We start from the raw sequence: 18,702 nt of genomic DNA, 5'->3' as shown, positions 1-18,702 counted from the left end.
TTTTTAATCTTTCTCCAATGACCAATCAACTACCCACCCTCGACGTGTGCTTCTCGCCCGAACTGCTGCCGCTGTACGACCTGCGCGGTAAGGTGGCGGTGGTGGTGGACGTGCTGCGGGCCACCAGTAGCATCGTCACGGCGCTGGCCCAGGGCGTTACGCATCTGGTGCCGTTCAGTGAGCTGGAGGCGTGCCGGGCCCAGGCCGCAGCCGGCTACCTCACCGCCGCCGAGCGGGACGGCCGCCAGGCCGAGGGCGTGGACCTGGGCAACTCGCCCTTCGGCTACCTCGATGGCGTGGTGCCCGTACGGGGTCGGGCTGTGGCCATTACCACCACCAACGGTACCCGCGCGCTGCACCTCTCCGCCGCCGCCGATGAAATCGTGGTGGGTGCGTTCCTGAACCTCGGGGCCGTGGCCGACCACCTGCGCCGCCTGCAGAAGGACGTAGTAGTGGTATGTGCCGGCTGGAAAGGCAAGTTCTGCCTCGAAGACACCCTGTTCGGCGGGGCCCTGGCCGCCCGCCTGCAGGCCGATTTCGACACCACCGGCTCCGACGCCACCCTGGCCGCCCTCGACCTGTGGCGCGCCGCCGAGTCCGACCTGGCCGGCTACCTGCTCCAATCGGCCCACGTGCGCCGCCTCAACAGCCTCGAAGCCCACAAAGACATGGAGTTCTGCATCCGCCAAGACGAGTACGACCTAGCGCCCGTGTTCAAAAACGGCCGCATCACGGCCTAATCATTGCAATCAGTAGGTAATGTGGCACACGCTTTAGCTTGTGCCGTGAACCGTCTTCTACCTCTTGAAGACAACAAAACAGGCTTGCCACACGGCAAGCCTGTTTTGTTGATAGCCCAATTTCTGAGCAGGATTCGGCGCCCCGACACAAGCTAAAGCGTGTGCTACAATCGTGCACGAAGCCCGGGCCCGGCACAAGCTAAAGCGTGTGCTACAATCGTCCACAAAATCCGTCTGATCCGTCTAATCCGTTTCAATCAGTGATTAAACTGGGCTTCCTCAGTGCTGCCGACCAAGGCGGCGGTGCTGGCCTGGCCGCTGGTTACCACGTTCTGCACGGCATCGAAGTAGCCGGTGCCTACGAAGGCCTGGTGCTTCACGGCCCGGAAACCGTGCTGCTGGAGGGCAAACTCGCGCTGCTGCAGCTCGGAGTAGCCGGCCATGCCCCGCTCCCGGTAGGCCGTAGCTAGCTCGAACATGCTGGTGTTGAGGGCGTGGAAGCCGGCCAGGGTGATAAACTGGAACTTGTAGCCCATGGCGGCCAGCTCTTCGCGGAAGGTGCTCATTTCCTGCGGGCTCAGCTTGGCGGCCCAGTTGAACGAGGGCGAGCAGTTGTAGGCCAGCAGCTTGCCGGGGAATTGCGCGTGGATGCCCTCGGCAAACTGGCGGGCCTGCTCCAGATCAGGGTGGGAGGTTTCCATCCAGATAAGGTCGGCGTAGGGGGCGTAGGCCAGGCCGCGGGCAATGCCGGCCTCCACGCCGCAGCGCACCCGGAAAAAGCCCTCGGAGGTCCGCTCGGCTTCCTGCAGCACGAAGGGCTGGTCACGCGGGTCCACGTCGGAGGTGAGCAGGTCGGCGGCGTCGGCATCGGTGCGGGCTACTACCAGCGTGGGCACGCCCAGCACGTCGGCGGCGAGGCGGGCGGCTACCAGCTTGTTGATGGCCTCCTGGGTGGGCACCAGCACCTTGCCGCCCAAATGGCCGCACTTCTTGGCTGATGACAGCTGGTCCTCGAAATGCACCCCGGCGGCCCCGGCCTCAATCATCATCTTCATCAGTTCGAAAGCATTCAGATTGCCCCCGAAACCAGCCTCGGCATCGGCCACGATGGGCACCAGCCAGTGCACCGAGCCCTCACCCGATACGCTCTGAATCTGGTCGGCGCGGAGCAGGGCGTTGTTGATGCGGCGTACCACGCTGGGTACCGAGTCGGCGGGGTAGAGGCTTTGGTCAGGGTACATGTGGCCGGCCCCGTTGGCGTCGGCGGCCACCTGCCAGCCGCTCAGGTAAATGGCCTTTAGCCCGGCCTGTACTTCCTGAATGGCCTGATTGCCGGTGAGGGCCCCCAGCCCGGCCACGTATTCCTCCGTGTGCAGCTGCTGCCACAGCCGCTCGGCCCCGCGGCGGGCCAGCGTGTACTCAATCTGCACCGAGCCGCGCAGCTTCAGCACGTCCTCGGCCGAATACGGCCGCTCAATACCCCGCCAGCGCGGATTCGTGGCCCAATCCTGTTGCAATGCGGCAATCTGTTCCTGCTTGTTCATGGCGGTAAGGGGTTTAAGGAAGAGGTAGGGAAAGTGGAGGCAAAGCGCAGCCCGGCCGGCTGGCAAAGCGGCTTGTTTAAGCTGGAAATAGGTTTTTGTTCTCCTCCTTGTAAAGGAGGGGTCAGGGGTGGTTGACTCGTTGAATCGTGTTGTTGGGGTCGTTCAACCAAACAACATCAGCACGCGGAGCAACCACCCCAGCCGCGCCTTCGGCACGGCGTCCCCTCCTTTGCAAGGAGGGGAGTTGGTTGTTCTAGGCCAACTGCTCGTAGGCTGGCACGGTCAGGAATTCGATGAACTTCTCGCTCATCACCAGCCGGTCGAACAGGCGGGCGGCTTCCAGGTAGCGGCCGGCGTCGTACTGGGCGGGGCCTACCTGCTGGCGGATATGCTCCAGCACGGGCGGCACCAGGCTGCGGTACAGCTCCACCGTCACGGGGCGGCCGTCATCGAGGGTGGTGCCGGGCGTGTGCAGCCACTGCCACACCTGGGCCCGGCTGATTTCGGCGGTGGCGGCGTCTTCCATCAGATTATAAATCGGCACGCAGCCGTTGCCCCGCAGCCACGATTCCAGGTACTGCACCGCCACGTCGATATTCAGGCGCAGGCCGGCTTCAGTGATGTGGCCCGCGGGGGCGCGCACCAAGTCTTGGGCCGTGACGTGCACGTCGTCGCGCTTATTGTCCAGCTGGTTGGGCTGAGGCATCAGCTCGTTGAACACATCCAGGGCCACTGGCACCAGGCCGGGGTGGGCCACCCAGGTACCATCGTGGCCGTTGCGGGCCTCCCGGATTTTGTCCTGGCGCACTTTCTCCAGGGCCGTTTCGTTGGCTTTGGGGTCGTTTTTAATGGGAATCTGGGCGGCCATGCCGCCCATGGCGTGCACGCCCCGGCGGTGGCAGGTCTGGATAACCAGCTGCGAGTAGGCGGCCATAAACGGCACCGTCATGGTTACCTCAGCGCGGTTGGGCAGGCGGAATTCGGGGTTCAGCCCCAGCCGCTTGATGTAGCTGAAGATGTAGTCCCACCGCCCGCAGTTCAGGCCGGCCGAGTGCTCGCGCAGCTCCCACAAAATCTCGTTCAGCTCAAAGGCGGCCGGCAGCGTCTCAATCAGCACGGTGGCTTTGATGGTGCATTTGGGCTGCTTCAACGACCATTGTGCAAACCCAAACACGTCGTTCCAGAGGCGGGCTTCGAGGTGGCTTTCAATCTTGGGGAGGTAGAAGTAGGGGGCCGTGCCCCGGGCGCATAGCTCATGGGCATTGTGGAAGTAGTACAGCCCGAAGTCGAACAGCGAGGCGCTGATGGGCTCCCCATCTACCAGCACGTGCTTTTCCAGCAGGTGCCAGCCCCGGGGCCGCACCATCAGCACGGCGGTTTGCTCGTTCAAGCGGTACTCCTTAGTGGGTGTGCTCAGCGAGATGGTGCGGCGCACGGCGTCGCGCAGGTTGCGCTGGCCCTCCACCACGTTGGCCCAGGTGGGCGAGTTGGAATCCTCCAGGTCGGCCATGAACACCTTGGCCCCCGAGTTCAGGGCATTGATAATCATTTTGCGCTCCACCGGCCCGGTAATTTCCACCCGGCGGTCCAGCAAATCGGTGGGCAGGGGAGCCACCGTCCAGGGCTTTTCGCGGATGAGGCGGGTCTCGGGCAGAAAGTCGGGCAGCTGACCAGCCTCGAACTGCCGCTGCCGCTCCACGCGCCGCTGCAGCAGCGCCCGGCGGGTGGCGTCGAAGCGGCGGTGCAGCTCGGCCACGAAGGCCAGGGCCGAGGGCGTCAGGATTTCGGCGTACTCGGGCGAGAAGCTGCCCAGCACCTTTACCCGCTCGGGAGTGAGAAAAGTGGGCGAGGGTACCAGCGTCTGCGGTTCGGCAAAGGGCGACATAAGCAAGGCGGTTAGGTAAGTGGCAGATAGGAAAGGCGTTCCGAGTGAACACTTCAAACGTACGAAAGCGAATTTTATATAACAAGCGAAAATTCGCTAATTTTTAAGAACGGCCCCAAAGGCGTAGATTTGCGAAGTATTGCGGGGAACAGCGGCACGTGTGCAAATACAGCACGCTTCGGCCAGCCCGGCTGCTCCCTTTTGCCCTCTTTGTACTTTACCACCCGTTTTCCATGCTGAGTCACGGCCAGGTTGTCCGGTTAATTTTTGGCCTGAAGCTGCGCGAGCTGCGCCAGGAGCGCGGCTTCACGCCCGCCGAGCTGGCCCGCGCCTGCGACGTATCGGTGTCGTACCTCAACGAGATTGAGAAAGGCAAGAAGTACCCCAAGGCCGACAAGATTCTGAGCCTGAGCAAGGTGCTGGGCGTGACCTACGACCAGCTCACCTCTCTCACGCTGAGCCGCCGCTTGGAGCCCATTTCCGAGCTGCTGCAGTCGGATTTGCTGAAGGAGTTTCCGCTGGATATGTTCGGGCTGGACCCGCTGCGCATTGTGGAGCTGATTGCCGACGCCCCGGCCAAGATGAACGCCTTCATCAGCACGCTCTTCGAAATTGCCCGCAACTACGAGATGCGCCAGGAAAACTTCTTCCTAGCCGCGCTGCGCTCCTTCCAAGAGATGCATGACAACTATTTCGAGGAGCTGGAGCAGGACGTGCGCACCTTTCTGGTGGAACACAAGCTGCAGGCCGCCGCGCCCTTCGACCGCACCCAGCTGGAGCGGGTGCTGGTGCAGAAATACGGCTACACCATCGACCGCACCGGGCTGGACGAGTACGTGCACCTGGGCCGTTTGCGCTCCGTGTTTCAGCCCAAGCAGCGCCGCCTGCTGCTGCGCCAGGGCCTGAGCGGGGCCCAGGAGGGCTTCGTGCTGGGCCGGGAGGTGGCCTTTAATTATGTGGGCCTCAAGGAGCGGCCCTACGTGAATGCCTCGTTCCCGGTGCGTTCCTTCGAGGAAGTGCTCAACAACTTCAAGGCCAGCTACTTTGCTGGCGCGCTGCTGATGGAGGAGGAAGCACTGGTGCGCGACATCACCCGGTTTTTCAACGCCAAAAAGTGGGAGCCGGCCTTGCTGCTGGATTTGCTCACGAAGTATGCCGTGTCGCCGGAGATGTTCATGCAGCGCATCACCAACCTGCTGCCCCGGCACTTCGGCATCCAGAGCCTGTTTTTCCTGCGCTTCGACCAGGCCAACTCCTCGGCGGCCTACAAGCTCACCAAGGAGCTGCACCTCTCGCGCCTGCACAACCCCCACGGCAACGAGCTGCACGAGCACTACTGCCGCCGCTGGATTTCTTTGCGCCTGATTGCCGAGCTGCGCCAGCAGCCCGCCAGCAACGCGCCCAACTACACGCTGGGCGCCCAACGCTCCTTATACCCTAACGGCGACGAGTACCTGTGCCTCACGCTGGCCCGCGCCGGCTCGGCCACCGAGCCCGCCGTGAGCGTCACCGTAGGCCTGCTCTGCGACGATACCCTGCGCCAGAAGGTGCGCTTCCTCGACGATGCGGCCATTGTGCAGAAGGAAGTAAACGAAACCTGCGAGCGGTGCACCATACCCAACTGCGAAGTACGCGCCGCCGCCCCCGTGGAAATTGAGCGCCGCCAGCGCCAGCAGGAGCTGGAAGCCGCCGTAGCCGCGCTGGTGAATCAGTAGGGCAGAATGTATCAGCGTCATTGCGAGCCGGAGGCGAAGCAATCTGTCCTTTCCCAGGCTCCCAATTCTGACCTATTCGGAAGCCTAATGGCACCACTACGAAGAATGGCTGGTTGTTCCCGGACAGTTTGCGCGCTGTACAGGACGGATTGCTTCGCCTCCGGCTCGCAATGACAACTCTTTAAACTTCGACGCTTGCGTAAATTCTGGTTGATTTTCCTGCTGACCCTGAGCGTGGCCGTGCTGGCGGGGCTGGGCGGGGCGTGGTACGTGCTCTGGAAGCCCAACGTGCGTTACTCGGCGTTTGGGCCGGCCTACCTGTATATCCGCACGGGCACCGGCTATGGGGCGGTGCTGGACTCCCTGCGCAAGTACGAGCTGTTGCACGATACGGCTATGTTCGACCGGGTGGCGCGCTGGCAGGAGTACCCCAGCCAGGTGCGGCCGGGCCGGTATCTGCTGCGGCCGGGCATGGGCAACCGGGCGCTGGTAGAAATGCTGCGCCGGGGCGAGCAGGATACGGTGGCTTTCACCCTCGATGCCTTCAAGTATAAGCCCCAGCTGGCCCGGCAGGTAGCCCGTCAGCTCGAAACCGACTCCGTGAGCCTGCGCCGGCTGCTGCGCGACAACGCCTATTTGCAGCGGCGCTACCAGCTCGATACCACCACCATTCTCACCCTGTTTCTGCCCGGGCCTTACCGCCTCCTCTGGAACACCTCGGCCCGGCAGTTCCTCGATTCGGCCGCTGCTACTCACCGCCGCTTCTGGACGCCCGAGCGCCGCCGCCGCGCCGATTCATTGCAGCTCAGCCCCACCGAAGTGCACGTGCTGGCCAGCATCGTGCAGCGCGAAACCGCCCAGAAAACCGATAAGCCCCTTATTGCCGGAGCCTACCTTAACCGCTTGCGCCGGGGCATGCGCCTGCAGGCCGACCCTACGTTGCTCTGGGCCATCGGCAACTTTGGGGTAAAGCGCGTGCTCAACAAGGACAAGCTGGTGGACTCGCCCTACAACACGTACAAGCACAAAGGCCTGCCGCCCGGCCCTATCACCTCGGCCAACCGCCAGAGCCTGGATGCCGTGCTCAAGCCTGCTCAGCACAAGTACGTGTTCTTCTGCGCCCGCCCCGATGGCAGTGGCTTTTCCGATTTTGCGGCCACGTATGCCGAGCACAAGCAGAACGCCCGCCGCTACCAGCAGCGGCTGGATAGCCTGGGCATTAAGCGGTAAGAGCCACTTTACAGCGCCAACAGCCGCAGCTGTATGGAGTCTTGCCGGGCCGCTTGCTGATGGCGGAGCGTTTCCTGGTAGCTGAGACCGGTAAATTCGGAATGCTCCAGAAACAGCAGAGGTGAGGTGAGCAACGGCTCGGGCCAGGCAGCCAGTACGGGCTGTTGCCGGAGCGGCCCAAAGTGCGCCACGTTGGTCACGCGCCAGTACGCATCCAGCAGCACATAGCGGTAGCCGCGTTGTCGCAGGGCCGCCAGCTCCGCCGCGTGCATCACCACGCGCACGGTATCGGTGGCGGGCCGGAATGGGGCCAGCCCCAGCCCCACGGTGCTGGCCACGGGGCCGTTGCCGTGCGTGCGCAGCCAGGCGGCCACGGCCGGATAGCTGCTGGGAGAGTAGGCGTAGATCTGCTGCTGAATCCGGTGCAGATTGAGCCCAATAGCAACGGTAACGATACTGACCAGCACCCAGGCTGGCAACCGGCGCAACTGCAGCAATGCCAACGCATACCATAGCCCGTACGCCCACAGCAGCCCCCGCGGCGCCTTCACCAGCAACGACATACCTGCCAGCAAGCACCAGCCCCACCCGGCTAAGTATAGCTCGGGGGAGAGCAGCTGGCCCCGCCGCAGCTTCCGTAGCTGCCCTAGTGGCCCTAGCAGCCCCAGCCATATCAACCCCGATTCAAAATCCCACAGGTAGCGTAAGTAGTACAGAAAATCGGGCCGCAGCGTGGCACCTCGGCCTGCCGCGTTGGCCGCATCCGGAAAGGCTACTTTGTAATAGATGGCCGGCCACATGTACCACCGCAAGCCAGCCATTACGCCAAGGCCGCCCAGTACCACGTAGGGCAGCAGCAGCAGCAACAGTACCCGCCACCAATGGCCCTGGCGCAGCAGCAGCCCATCAGCCCGCCACCACTCCAGCACGGCCAGGATGGGAAGCGTGAGCAGAAATTTATAGTTGAAGCAAAGCCCCAGCACCAGCCAACCGGCCGTCCGGTACAAGGTAATTGCCCCGGGCCGGGCCAGGCGCGCGTAGTATGTGCTCAGTAGGCCGGCAAAGCACAGTAAACTCCAGGAGCTCATGGTGAAGTCGCGGCCCGAAAACGTGAGGAACACGCTGCTACCCATCAGCAGCAGCAGCAGCCCGGTTTGCCAGTCGGAGAGCAGGGTGAGCCGGGCAATCAGGCGGCTGAGAATAGCCAGGGCAGCAATGGCTACCAGCGCATTCAGGTGCTGAAAAACCCGGTAATCAGTGGTGAGCCAGGCCACGGGCGCATACACCAGCGCAAAAGCCGGACTGCCATGGTGAAACAGGTGCCGTAGCTGGCCGTGGCTGACTTCCTGCACAATCTGCCAGTTACGCACCGAATCGTAATCGGGCAGGGCGGCGTGGGCCAGCCCGTAGAGCCGCACCGGGAGTAGCAGGGCCATTGCGGCCAGCCACCACAGCGGCCACGAGGCGGGAGCGGACAGGTAAAGGCGGGCGTTCATGCGGGCGCGGGCGGGGCCAGTTGGCCGTGTGCTGCGACCCGGCCCCGTATTTTGTTGGTGAATATTGCCGATTCCGACCAATACCGCCGTATTTGCGGCCTCATTTGACTTATTCACCAGTTTGCAGCAGCAGTCAGAATGCGCATTGTAATTCAACGGGTACGGCACGCCCGCGTGACGGTAGAAGGCCGCGTAACTGGTCAGATTGGCCCCGGACTGCTGGTACTGGCTGGTTTCGCCCCCGATGATACTGCCTCCCACCTCGATTGGATGGCCCGCAAGTTGGTGCAGATGCGGATTTTTAGCGACGACGAAGGTAAAATGAACCGATCCGTCCAGGATATTCAAGGGGAGATACTGGTGGTCAGTCAGTTTACTTTGCTGGCCGATGCCCGCAAAGGCAACCGGCCCAGCTACATCGGAGCAGCCCCACCGCCAGTGGCCATTCCACTATATGAACAGTTTGTGCAGCTGGTGAGCAAACTGCTGGGGCGCCCGGTGGCTACCGGCGAGTTTGGGGCCGATATGCAGGTAGAACTGCTCAACGACGGCCCGGTTACCATTGTGCTGGATTCGCCGGAGTAAGCCGGCGGGTTACGGCCCCGCTTTTCCCCTCCTACATTCTACTCACATGACCATCGAAGAAGCCCAACAAACCGTTGACACCTGGATCCAGACTACCGGCATCCGGTATTTCAATGAACTGACCAATATGGCCATGCTCACGGAAGAGGTAGGGGAAGTGGCCCGCATCATTGCCCGGCAGTACGGGGAACAGTCCTTCAAGGAGTCCGACAAAGACAAGGTGCTGGCCGATGAGCTGGCCGATGTGCTGTTCGTAGTGATTTGCCTGGCTAACCAAACCGGCGTCAACCTAACCGAAGCCCTGCACCGCAACCTGGCCAAGAAAACCCAGCGCGACGCCACCCGCCACCAGCAAAATGAGAAGCTACGGTAGCCGCAAAAAAACTGCCCTTGCCAAGGGTAGCAGGGGCAGTTTTTAGTTCGGTAGCTATGCAGGGCAGTTATTGTCGGAGCATCAGGCTAAGCCGTATCGAAGCGTAACGCGCTTACGGGTTGCAAACGACTTTTTCAGATTCAGGCCGATCTTTCAGGACAACTGCCTAGCCTTTGAAGTCGAAGGGAGCGGTAATCTGTTCGAAATCTAAACCATGGCGCTGGGCGGTTTCCAGCAGCAGTGCGTGTTGCCAGGGACGCAATGAGGCATCGGCCCCCTGCTCAATGATATCAGCAATGAGGCGGTTGCTGAGTACCAGGTTGGCCATAATCGGGCTCTGGTCTTCGGCCAGGTGAGTTTTTAACGCCATCAATAACGCTTCGCGGGCATCGGCCTGGGCGGCTTTCGCCCCGGTGAGGCGGCGGCGAAACGGGAACCGCCGCTGCTCCAGGGGCTGGGGCGGCTCGGGCTGCCGATCTTCCTGCGACAGGTTGACCAGCCGCTCGGCAAAAGGGCTGCGCTTCAACTCCGGGTGTAAGCCGGGCGCATTGCGCAAATGGCCCGTGCTGGTTACGGGCAGGCGGGTAAGCTCGGCCAGCCGGTCGTTGCTGGCCACCATGTATGAGGGCCGATCAATGTGGCGGGCTACCTCGTCGCGCAGTAGAAACAGATCCCGGAACATGGGCAGTTCCTGGGGCTGGATGCGGTATTTTCCGGCCAGACGCAGGTAAGGTCGCTCATCGCGGGAGTAGCGTACTTCTTCCAAGGCCTCATTTTCCTGCACAGCCCAAGCCGTACGGCCCAAGGCATCTAATTTGGCTTGCAGGCGGTCTGCCAGTTCAAATAGGTAGAGTACGTCGTTGGCGGCATACTGCATTTGGGCATCCGTGAGCGGGCGTTTCAGCCAGTTGGATTTCTGCTCGCCCTTATCTACTTCAATACCCAGCTCTTGCTGAATCAGGCGGCCCAACGAGATGTTATTGTCCGACTCAGCCAGCAGCGTGTACTGCACGCTAGTATCCACAATGGGCCGCACGTGCACGCCGTATAACTCATCCAGCAGCAGAATATCGGATTTGCAGCTGTGAAATACTTTCGCTACCTGGGGGGTACGCAGTACGGCCCAGAGGGGCTCGAGCTCCTGGGCTGGGTTGGTAAGCGCCAGCGGGTCAATGAGATACACCGTGTTGCCGTCGAATAGCTGGATCAGGGCCAAGTTACGTCCGTACCGGTAGCGCATGTCGTCAAACTCCAGGTCAATGGCTATGCGAGGCTGTTGTCGGACGGTTTCCGCAACCTGAGCAACGGCAGCGGCATCGGTGATATACTGGATATCGGGCATTAAGTGCAAAAGAATCGGGGGAGTGAAAGGAAGACTTACCGGCTTCCAAGGTAAGGCAAAGTAAAGGTAGCAAGTGCCCGGGTTTATAACCAGCTAGCTGAAATGATGCGCGCGCAATTCGAAAAGACCCTCCGTATCCAGACTTGTTGCAAACTATTTACATTTGCTAATAAGGATATAGCGGTTGCAGCCGTTTTTTCTGGCTTCGCTATGAGTAGCCTGCCACGTACTTATCCTGTTTCGGCGTAGCAGCCGGTATTTTTCACTCAATACGGCCTGAGGAGGGCCAGACACGTATGAAAAAACATTTCCTCATTCCACTGGCGTGTGGTGTGCTGGTGGCAACTGCCGCTACCGCCCAAACGCGCACAGTGAGCGGGCGCGTAACGGATGCTACGGGCTCCAGTCTGCCGGGCGTAACCGTACTGGAGCGCGGCACCAGCAACGGCACCAGCACCGGCGCCGATGGTGGATTCACGTTATCGGTGCAGCCCGGGGCCACCCTGGTTCTGAGTTCCATTGGATTTGAAACGCAGAACATTGTTGTTGGGGACCGCACCAGCGTGAATGTAACCCTGAAAAGCAGCGCCACCGAACTGGGCGAAGCCGTAGTAGTAGGCTACGGGACGCAGGCTAAAGCCGACATTACAGGCTCTATTGTGCAGCTTGGAGGCAAGGATGTGCAAAATACCCCAGTACCTTCTTTTGAGCAGGCTATTCAGGGTAAAGCAGCCGGTGTGTTTATTGAGAATAGCAGCGGAAAGCTGGGACAGGGTATCAAAGTGCGGGTGCGCGGCGCTACTTCAGTGAGTGGTGGTAACCAGCCCCTGTACGTAGTAGATGGGGTGCCGATTATTTCGGAGAGCCAGTCGGGCATCAGTGCCGAAACCAACCCTATTGCGGACCTGAATGCCAACGATATAGAGTCTATCAGCATTCTTAAAGATGCCGCCGCTTCAGCTATCTATGGTTCTCGGGCATCGAATGGGGTAGTGCTGATTACCACGAAGCGAGGCCGGGAAGGAGCTACGCGTTTCAATCTGAGCTACCAGACTGGCACTAGCACACCTACCCGCAAGCGGGACTTTCTGAACCCTACTGAATATGTAGACTTGGTGCGGGAATCGGCCGCAAATGTGGGCCTGACTGCTTTTGCCGAAACTCGCCTACAGCGCTACGCTGCTGGCAATGCAAATGTACTGGCCTACGGTACTGACTGGCAGGAAGAAGTGTTTCAGTCAGCACCATTTCATCAGGTTGATCTGAGTGCCAACGGAGGGTCGGATAAAACAAAATTCTACGTTTCCGGAGGGTATAGCGACCAGAAAGGTATTCTGGTAGGCAACCAGTTCAAACGGATTACCACGCGTACCAACCTCGACCATAAAGCGTCGGATTTCTTTTCCCTGGGCCTGAATTATTCGCTCAGCCGTACGGAAAACCGGCGCTTAGCCGCCGACAATGCGTTTTCCAATCCCATGCAGATTGTGGCTCTATCGCCTACTACACCGCTGATAGACCCACGCACCAACCAGATCAGCGGGGCACTGGATAATACTACTGGGCTGCCTAACACTAACTTCCCGGTGTATTATAACCCGCTATTGAACACCATTGGTGCTTCTTATCTAGCCACGGTTTACCGCAACCTGGGTAACATTTATGGGCAGCTGAATTTTACCAAGCAGCTATCCTTCCGCTCGGAGCTAGGCGTTGACCTGCTCAACCAAGAGGAAGATTCCTATTATGGTCGCCTTACGGCCCGCAATACCTCCTTCGCCGACAATGGCAATGGTACCAACCGTACCGTGACCAACGGCCGCTTCATTACCAACAACTTCGCCACATTCCGGCCGGTGTTGGGTGAGCAGCACAGCTTAGAACTGGTAGGCGGATTCTCGTTCGAGAAGCGGCGGGTGAAATCCAACAGCGTATCCGGCCAGCAGTTCCCCAGCGACGCGTACAAACAGATTGCCAGTGCCGCCCTGATTAGTGCCGGCTCATCGGCGCGTACGGAAAGCTCTCTGGTATCGTGGTTTGGCCGGGCCAACTACATCTTCAGCAACCGGTACCTGATTAATGCGAGCTTCCGGGCCGATGGTTCTTCGCGTTTTGGCAGCAACAACCAGTTCGGTTTCTTCCCGGCAGCTTCGGTAGGCTGGGTGCTCACCGAAGAGGCTTTCCTGAAGGATAACGCGGTTATCAGCCTGATCAAGCCCCGCGTGAGCTACGGTATCACGGGTAACCAGTCGTTCCCGGATTTCCCTTGGCAGGCGCTGTACTCCGATGCCGGCTACGGCGGAGTACCCGGTCAGGCTCCGGTGCAGATTGCTAACCCGGACCTGAAATGGGAAACTACCAGTCAGTTGGACGTGGGTTTGGACTTCGGGTTCTTCAACAGCCGCTTGACGGGTGAGATAGACCTGTATCGTAAGAACACCTCTGATCTTGCCTTGAACGTAAACGTGCCTGGCACCAGCGGCTTTGCGCAGCAGTTCCGCAACGTGGGTGATTTGGAGAACGAAGGCTTGGAAGTAGCTTTAAATACCCGTAACCTGGAAGGGGACAACTTCACTTGGACGACCAGCATTAATGCCGCTGCTAACCGAAACAAAGTAAAAAATCTGCAGGGTCAGATTATTGAGGGTGGATTCCTCAACCGGGCGCAGGAAGGTCAGCCGCTGGGTGTATTTTTCGGGGTTGAGTATGCCGGAGTAGATCCTGCTAACGGCGACGCGCTGTATTACCTGAATACGACCAATGCCGATGGTTCTTTGGACCGCAGCACCACGTCCGACTATAATGCTGCCCAGCGGGTTATTCTGGGCAATCCGAATCCCAAGTGGATTGGAGGGGTTACCAATACATTCACTTTCCGGAATCTCATTGATTTCTCGTTCACCTTCCAGGGAGTGTTCGGAAATGAAGTGTACGATGGGGGCGGGAAGTTTATGTCGGTAGGCTTCAATAACGGCTTCGATAACCAGACCCGCGACCAGCTGCGGCGCTGGCGAAATCCTGGCGATGTAACGGATGTGCCCCAAGCACGCCTGTTTGCCGGCAATGGTGTCGGCGAATCTTCCCGCTTCCTGTACGATGGCTCCTACGTGCGCTTACGGACGGTAACGCTGGGTGTTAACATTCCCAAATCGTTGACTTCGTATGCCCGCATCAATAACGCCCGCTTGTTCTTCTCAGGTGTGAACCTGCTCACGTTCACCGATTACAAAGGCTGGGACCCGGAAGTAAACACCGACTACATCGCCAGCAATATTTCGCAGGGTAACGACTTTTACTCTGCCCCACAAGCCAAGACGTTCACCGTAGGGCTGAACATCGGGTTTTAATCATCCTCTGATCTTTTTTGGACATGAAATATTCTGTTGTTCGTTCTCTTCTGGTAGCTACCACGCTGGGGCTGCTACCGTTGGCTAGCTGTAATGACGAGCTGGATATCACGCCCAGCAACACCGTACTGGCCGAAGACGCACTGAAAACTTCGGCCGACGTTGAGGCGGCCATGGTAGGGGTGTATGACCGTCTGGGCGCTCAGGCCCTGTATGGCGGGCAGCTGCAGTTTATGGGAGAGTTGCTGGGAGACGCTGGAGACTTGGCCTTCGTGGGTACCTTCAATCAGCCAAACGAAGCCTACCGTAAAGCCCTGCTAGTTAACAATACCTTCGTCGCTCAGTCTTGGCTGGCCGGGTACCGTACCATCAACAATGCAAACAGTGTGTTGGCCGCTATTGACAAGGTAACGGCAGCTCGTCGGAACCGCATTGAGGGTGAGGCTCTGCTAGTACGGGGCTTGGTATACTTTGATCTGGTGCGCTACTACGCCAAAGCGTGGAATGATGGTAATCCGCAAAGTAACCCTGGGGTTCCCTTGGTACTTACTCCTACCACCAGCCTAGGCAGTAACAACCAAGTAGCCAGAAATACGGTTGCGGAGGTCTATACTCAGGTATTGCAGGACTTGGAGCGTGCTAAAACTCTCTTGCCAGTTACCAATGGCGTTTTTGCAAACAGGAGTGCGGCCTCTGCTATCCTTTCCCGGGTGTATCTGCAGCAGGGCCGCTACACGGAAGCTGCCGCCGCGGCCAGTGAGGTAATTGCCAACACTCGCTACTCACTGGATGAATCGGTAGAGGCCGTATTTACGAACACCAAAGCCTCCACGGAAATCATCTTTTCGCTGCAGGTTTCCAACCAAGATGGCATCAACGAGCTGAATACCTACTTTTCGGAGTTGAGCCGGGCGGATATTGAAATTCAGGAGCAGCATCTGAACCGCTACGAGGCGGATGATACGCGCCTGAACCTATTCGGTAGTTCCGGTGGCACCAACTACCTGCTCAAGTACGATGACCCGTATGCCAACGTCGTGTTGATTCGGCTGGCGGAGATGTATCTGACGCGCGCGGAAGCCCGCTTCCGTGGCGGTAATGTCACCGGCGCGTTGAGCGACCTAAACTTGGTGCGGGTACGCTCCGGTCTGGCTCCACTTACCAGTGCTCAACTTTCCCTGAATGCTATTCTGCGGGAGCGGCGTCTGGAATTGGCTTTCGAGGGCTTCCGCCTGCACGATGCCAAACGGACGCAGGAAGCCGTTGTCAACTCGGCACCCAACGTGAACGTGAATTTGGCTTGGAACTCGCCTCGCCTGATTTTCCCGATTCCGCGTCGTGAGATTGATGTAAATCCCCGATTAGTCCAGAATGAAGGATATTAATTGGTGATGCCTCTTATAACTAAAAAGGCCGCTCTCAGAGCGGCCTTTTTATTATTCTTCGTCCTCGTCTTCCTCGGTGAGGTGGCTGAAATCGAGCTTAGGAGCTAGGCGCAGAGCTTCCCGGATAACGTCGTCCATGAGGGGCTGAGAGTCGGCGTCGAGGGTGCGCTCAAACAAATGGAGCAACTGCTCGCCTTCGTCGTTCACGTACAGGTCGGCGTAGAGGCGCTCAAACGTGGCGGCGTCTTTCTGGATAGTGGCATCAATAGCTCCTACAGAAGGCGCTTTCAGGGCCCGGAGCAGCACCTCCAGCACAGCCCGGCCTTCCTCCAGGTCACCGAGGTCGGAGAGGAGCTTCATTAGGGCCAGGGCCACACCCAGGCGCACCCGCTCGAACCGGTAGGCAATATCCTGCGGATTAGCCTGCTCAAAGGCGCGGTAAGCGGCCGTGGTGGTCGGATGGAGGTAACGGGCGGCATCAGCCGGCTGAGCGAAGGCCAGCTCCAGCAGCCGCTGGTAAGGGGGGACGAGCATAAGAAACGCCAAAGCACTGACTCAGGGCCAGCTAACAAAATATAGTTGGGGGATGTTGTAACCCCACAGCGCAAAGGTACGATTGTGCAAGGTGAAGCCAGCAGTTGCCGATGCGGGCTTCCGCTTGATTTACGTCCTTCTCTCTCCCAAATTCCTCATGACGCACAAGGAAAAATGGTTGGTTTTCGCCCCTGCCGGGCTGATGGTGATTGGCCTGGGCAACTGCCTGGTGCAATGGGCTGCCGACAAAAAACGCAACGGTCATCCTACCAAGGAATGGGTGGCTGCCGGTACTGCTGCCTTGGTGGTATTTAACGCTGGGATTAGCCTGTTTGGCCGGGGTGTAGTGGAAAAGGTGAAGTACGACCTCCACGAGAAACCCGCTGAACTGGACTACAATAACGTAGCCAGGCTGTAGAGGTAACAAAGCAAAAAGAGGCTGACAACTTGTTTCACTGCGGGCAACACCCGATAACTGAAACAAGTTGCCAGCCTCTTTCCTATGCTGTTTATCCTACAGCACGCGCACTCTCAGATGGGAGGCATGCTGCGGCGAGTGATACAAACGGTGCGTAGCGGCCTGAAAGTCCTTTTCATCGGCCTCAAAGATGTTGGGCACGAAGGTTTGGGGGTTACGATCTACCAACGGAAACCAAGTGCTTTGCACCTGCACCATCAGGCGATGGCCCTTACGGAAGGTGTGGCAGAGGTCCTGCACCACAAACGGGACGGCCGTTACCTGCCCCGGTACAAAGGCCTCTGGCTTGCTGAAGCTGTTGCGGAACCGGCCCCGCATCACTTCCGAGCGCACCATTTGCTGGTAACCGCCCAGCTTCACGGCTGGGTTCAGCAGCGGATTGTTGGGCGTATCGTCGGGATACACGTCAATGATTTTAACCACCCAATCAGCATCGGTACCGGTGGTGGCTACCTGTAGCAGCGCATCAATGGGGCCGGCCAGCGTGAGGTCTTCGGTAAGCACGGGCGTTTGGTAGGTAAGCACGTCGGGGCGACGGGCGGCAAAGCGCTGGTCGTCGGTCATGTACTCGCGCGTCATGCCCACGGCCGTCGCTTCGGTGAATGGTACCGGGTGAGCCGGGTCGCTCAGAAATTGGTCAAATTCCGCGCCGGTGGCGGGCTGTTCAAACCCAATTGTGCCATTGGGCAGGAAGAACATCGTGCGCTCTTTTGCAGCCTTCGGGGGCCAGGCATCAAAGGTGCGCCAGCGGTTGGTGCCGCCTTCAAACACGGTAGCCTCGGGCACGGCGGCCGGCTTGCCATCTTTCAGGTAGGACTTGAAAAACGGGGCTTCAATTTCCTTTTGATAATACAGGGAAGGCGACTCGCCGTAGGCCACGTTGCCTACCAGCTCACCAGTGCCCCGGGCCCAGCCCCCGTGCACCCAGGGGCCCATCACCAGGCCATTGCGCATGCCCGGGTTCTGCTGCTCAATGGTTTCGTAGATTTTCAGGGCCCCGAACAGGTCTTCGGCGTCATTGAAGCCGCCCACGGTCAGCACGGCCGTGCCTTTGTTGAGGTTTTTGAGGTGGGGGCGCAGGTTGCGGGCCTGCCAGAACTCGTCGTAATTGGGGTGCTGGGTCATTTCGTTCCAGAACGCCACCTGGCCCTTGTAGTATTTCGCGTCGGCGTTTTTGAGCGGGCCCATCTTCAGAAAGAAGTCGTAGCCGTCGGGGGTGCCGTGCTTGAAGCTGGGGTTGCCGGTGGGCGTGGGCTGGGGCCGGGGCAGGCCAAAGGAAGCCAGAAAATTAAAGGCGTGGGGCAGGAAGAAGGCTCCGTTGTGGTGAAAATCGTCCCAGAACCAGTCGGCAATAGGGGCTTGGGGCGAGGACGCTTTCAGGGCCGGGTGGCGGCTAAGCAGGCCGGTAGCGGTATAGTAGCCCGGGTAGCTGATGCCCCACTGGCCCACGCGGCCATTGTTTTTCGGGCCCTTTTTCAGCAGCCACTCAATAGTATCGTAGGTATCGGTGCCCTCGTCGATGTCGGTTTTGCCCTTATGCGTATCCTTTTCCGGCCGCACATCCACAAACGTACCCTCCGACATATACCGGCCCCGCACGTCCTGGTACGCGAAGATGTAGCCCTCGTGCATCATGGTGCTGCTGGGGCCCAGGCTATACTTGTATTTGCCCTTCCCGTACGGCCCCACGGCGTAGGGCGTGCGGTTGAGCATGATGGGGTATTTCACCTTGTCGGCATCGTTGGGAGCGTACACCACCGTGTACAGCTTCACCCCGTCGCGCATCGGAATCTGATATTCCGTTTTGGTGTAGTGCTGCTGAATGTAGAGCGTGTCGGCCAGTACTACGGCCATCTGCTGCTTTTCGGCTTCAGTAGGTAGCGGGTACGATACAGGTTTTTGGGCATGAGCTGCCAGCGCGCCAGCCGCCAGCAGGGCTGCGAGGCCAGTGCGGCGAAGGGGAGAAATGGGCATGGAGAATGGAATAAAGAAGGAAAGGAATACCAAAGGCGGGCAGCCATTTCAAAACGGCTGACTGAAACAAGCCA

General features: G+C 59.4%; 14 protein-coding genes. 8 read left to right on the top strand and 6 right to left on the bottom strand.

The window, feature by feature from the left end:
- Positions 1 to 17 precede the first annotated feature (17 nt).
- The gene (locus ACN19L_RS07380) at positions 18 to 740 is read left to right on the top strand and encodes a 2-phosphosulfolactate phosphatase (RefSeq protein ID WP_426492873.1); all 723 of its coding nucleotides are present in this window, start codon (positions 18 to 20) and stop codon (positions 738 to 740) included.
- Between the two features lie 257 nt (positions 741 to 997).
- Here the strand turns inward: ACN19L_RS07380 and aceA are convergent, their stop codons facing one another.
- On the bottom strand, positions 998 to 2,284 hold the full coding sequence (aceA, locus tag ACN19L_RS07375) for an isocitrate lyase (RefSeq protein ID WP_426492872.1): 1,287 nt from the start codon (positions 2,282 to 2,284) through the stop codon (positions 998 to 1,000).
- A 253-nt stretch (positions 2,285 to 2,537) separates the two neighbouring features.
- On the bottom strand, positions 2,538 to 4,169 hold the full coding sequence (gene aceB, locus ACN19L_RS07370) for a malate synthase A (protein WP_426492871.1): 1,632 nt from the start codon (positions 4,167 to 4,169) through the stop codon (positions 2,538 to 2,540).
- 233 nt (positions 4,170 to 4,402) lie between these two features.
- Here aceB and ACN19L_RS07365 point away from each other — a divergent pair, with 233 nt between their 5' ends.
- Both ACN19L_RS07365 and mltG read left to right on the top strand, forming a co-directional pair.
- Entirely contained in the window at positions 4,403 to 5,884 is a 1,482-nt protein-coding gene (locus ACN19L_RS07365) for a helix-turn-helix domain-containing protein (RefSeq protein WP_226269806.1), read from the top strand.
- 195 nt (positions 5,885 to 6,079) lie between these two features.
- The gene (mltG, locus tag ACN19L_RS07360; protein ID WP_426492870.1) at positions 6,080 to 7,114 is read left to right on the top strand and encodes an endolytic transglycosylase MltG; all 1,035 of its coding nucleotides are present in this window, start codon (positions 6,080 to 6,082) and stop codon (positions 7,112 to 7,114) included.
- A gap of 8 nt (positions 7,115 to 7,122) precedes the next feature.
- Here the strand turns inward: mltG and ACN19L_RS07355 are convergent, their stop codons facing one another.
- Complete coding sequence (locus ACN19L_RS07355) at positions 7,123 to 8,610, bottom strand: hypothetical protein (protein WP_426492869.1); 1,488 nt, start codon at positions 8,608 to 8,610, stop codon at positions 7,123 to 7,125.
- Between the two features lie 138 nt (positions 8,611 to 8,748).
- Between ACN19L_RS07355 and dtd the strand changes: the two genes are divergently transcribed.
- On the top strand, positions 8,749 to 9,195 hold the full coding sequence (dtd, locus tag ACN19L_RS07350) for a D-aminoacyl-tRNA deacylase (protein ID WP_426492868.1): 447 nt from the start codon (positions 8,749 to 8,751) through the stop codon (positions 9,193 to 9,195).
- Positions 9,196 to 9,241: 46 nt separating this feature from the next.
- Positions 9,242 to 9,568 (top strand): nucleotide pyrophosphohydrolase, encoded by a 327-nt coding sequence (locus tag ACN19L_RS07345; RefSeq protein ID WP_426492867.1) that lies wholly within the window; start codon positions 9,242 to 9,244, stop codon positions 9,566 to 9,568.
- Between the two features lie 166 nt (positions 9,569 to 9,734).
- Here ACN19L_RS07345 and ACN19L_RS07340 read toward each other — a convergent pair whose 3' ends face one another.
- Positions 9,735 to 10,910, bottom strand: a complete 1,176-nt coding sequence (locus tag ACN19L_RS07340; RefSeq protein ID WP_426492866.1) for a ribonuclease D — start codon at positions 10,908 to 10,910, stop codon at positions 9,735 to 9,737.
- A gap of 296 nt (positions 10,911 to 11,206) precedes the next feature.
- On the opposite strand from ACN19L_RS07340, the gene ACN19L_RS07335 reads away from it, so the two are divergent.
- Complete coding sequence (locus tag ACN19L_RS07335) at positions 11,207 to 14,257, top strand: SusC/RagA family TonB-linked outer membrane protein (RefSeq protein ID WP_426492865.1); 3,051 nt, start codon at positions 11,207 to 11,209, stop codon at positions 14,255 to 14,257.
- Positions 14,258 to 14,280: 23 nt separating this feature from the next.
- Complete coding sequence (locus ACN19L_RS07330; protein ID WP_426492864.1) at positions 14,281 to 15,642, top strand: RagB/SusD family nutrient uptake outer membrane protein; 1,362 nt, start codon at positions 14,281 to 14,283, stop codon at positions 15,640 to 15,642.
- A gap of 51 nt (positions 15,643 to 15,693) precedes the next feature.
- Here ACN19L_RS07330 and ACN19L_RS07325 read toward each other — a convergent pair whose 3' ends face one another.
- A complete protein-coding gene (locus tag ACN19L_RS07325; RefSeq protein WP_426492863.1) occupies positions 15,694 to 16,176 on the bottom strand; it encodes a hypothetical protein in 483 nt (160 codons plus the stop codon).
- Between the two features lie 157 nt (positions 16,177 to 16,333).
- Here ACN19L_RS07325 and ACN19L_RS07320 point away from each other — a divergent pair, with 157 nt between their 5' ends.
- Positions 16,334 to 16,594: a hypothetical protein gene (locus ACN19L_RS07320; protein ID WP_426492862.1), complete on the top strand. Its 261-nt coding sequence runs from the start codon at positions 16,334 to 16,336 to the stop codon at positions 16,592 to 16,594.
- A 96-nt stretch (positions 16,595 to 16,690) separates the two neighbouring features.
- Here ACN19L_RS07320 and ACN19L_RS07315 read toward each other — a convergent pair whose 3' ends face one another.
- Entirely contained in the window at positions 16,691 to 18,628 is a 1,938-nt protein-coding gene (locus ACN19L_RS07315) for a CocE/NonD family hydrolase (RefSeq protein WP_426492861.1), read from the bottom strand.
- Positions 18,629 to 18,702: the final 74 nt, after the last annotated feature.

This window comes from Hymenobacter sp. 102 (assembly GCF_049949205.1).
GTDB lineage: Bacteria > Bacteroidota > Bacteroidia > Cytophagales > Hymenobacteraceae > Hymenobacter.
Note: the sequence above shows the minus strand (reverse complement) of the source record. Positions and strands in the feature narration are given on the sequence as shown.

What these genes read in the sequence shown, in the direction of transcription:
- ACN19L_RS07380 (WP_426492873.1), top strand. Translation starts at nt 18, where the DNA reads ATGACCAATCAACTACCCACCCTCGACGTGTGCTTCTCGCCCGAACTG.
- aceA (WP_426492872.1), bottom strand. Translation starts at nt 2,284, where the DNA reads ATGAACAAGCAGGAACAGATTGCCGCATTGCAACAGGATTGGGCCACG.
- aceB (WP_426492871.1), bottom strand. Translation starts at nt 4,169, where the DNA reads ATGTCGCCCTTTGCCGAACCGCAGACGCTGGTACCCTCGCCCACTTTT.
- ACN19L_RS07365 (WP_226269806.1), top strand. Translation starts at nt 4,403, where the DNA reads ATGCTGAGTCACGGCCAGGTTGTCCGGTTAATTTTTGGCCTGAAGCTG.
- ACN19L_RS07355 (WP_426492869.1), bottom strand. Translation starts at nt 8,610, where the DNA reads ATGAACGCCCGCCTTTACCTGTCCGCTCCCGCCTCGTGGCCGCTGTGG.
- dtd (WP_426492868.1), top strand. Translation starts at nt 8,749, where the DNA reads ATGCGCATTGTAATTCAACGGGTACGGCACGCCCGCGTGACGGTAGAA.
- ACN19L_RS07345 (WP_426492867.1), top strand. Translation starts at nt 9,242, where the DNA reads ATGACCATCGAAGAAGCCCAACAAACCGTTGACACCTGGATCCAGACT.
- ACN19L_RS07340 (WP_426492866.1), bottom strand. Translation starts at nt 10,910, where the DNA reads ATGCCCGATATCCAGTATATCACCGATGCCGCTGCCGTTGCTCAGGTT.
- ACN19L_RS07335 (WP_426492865.1), top strand. Translation starts at nt 11,207, where the DNA reads ATGAAAAAACATTTCCTCATTCCACTGGCGTGTGGTGTGCTGGTGGCA.
- ACN19L_RS07330 (WP_426492864.1), top strand. Translation starts at nt 14,281, where the DNA reads ATGAAATATTCTGTTGTTCGTTCTCTTCTGGTAGCTACCACGCTGGGG.
- ACN19L_RS07325 (WP_426492863.1), bottom strand. Translation starts at nt 16,176, where the DNA reads ATGCTCGTCCCCCCTTACCAGCGGCTGCTGGAGCTGGCCTTCGCTCAG.
- ACN19L_RS07320 (WP_426492862.1), top strand. Translation starts at nt 16,334, where the DNA reads ATGACGCACAAGGAAAAATGGTTGGTTTTCGCCCCTGCCGGGCTGATG.
- ACN19L_RS07315 (WP_426492861.1), bottom strand. Translation starts at nt 18,628, where the DNA reads ATGCCCATTTCTCCCCTTCGCCGCACTGGCCTCGCAGCCCTGCTGGCG.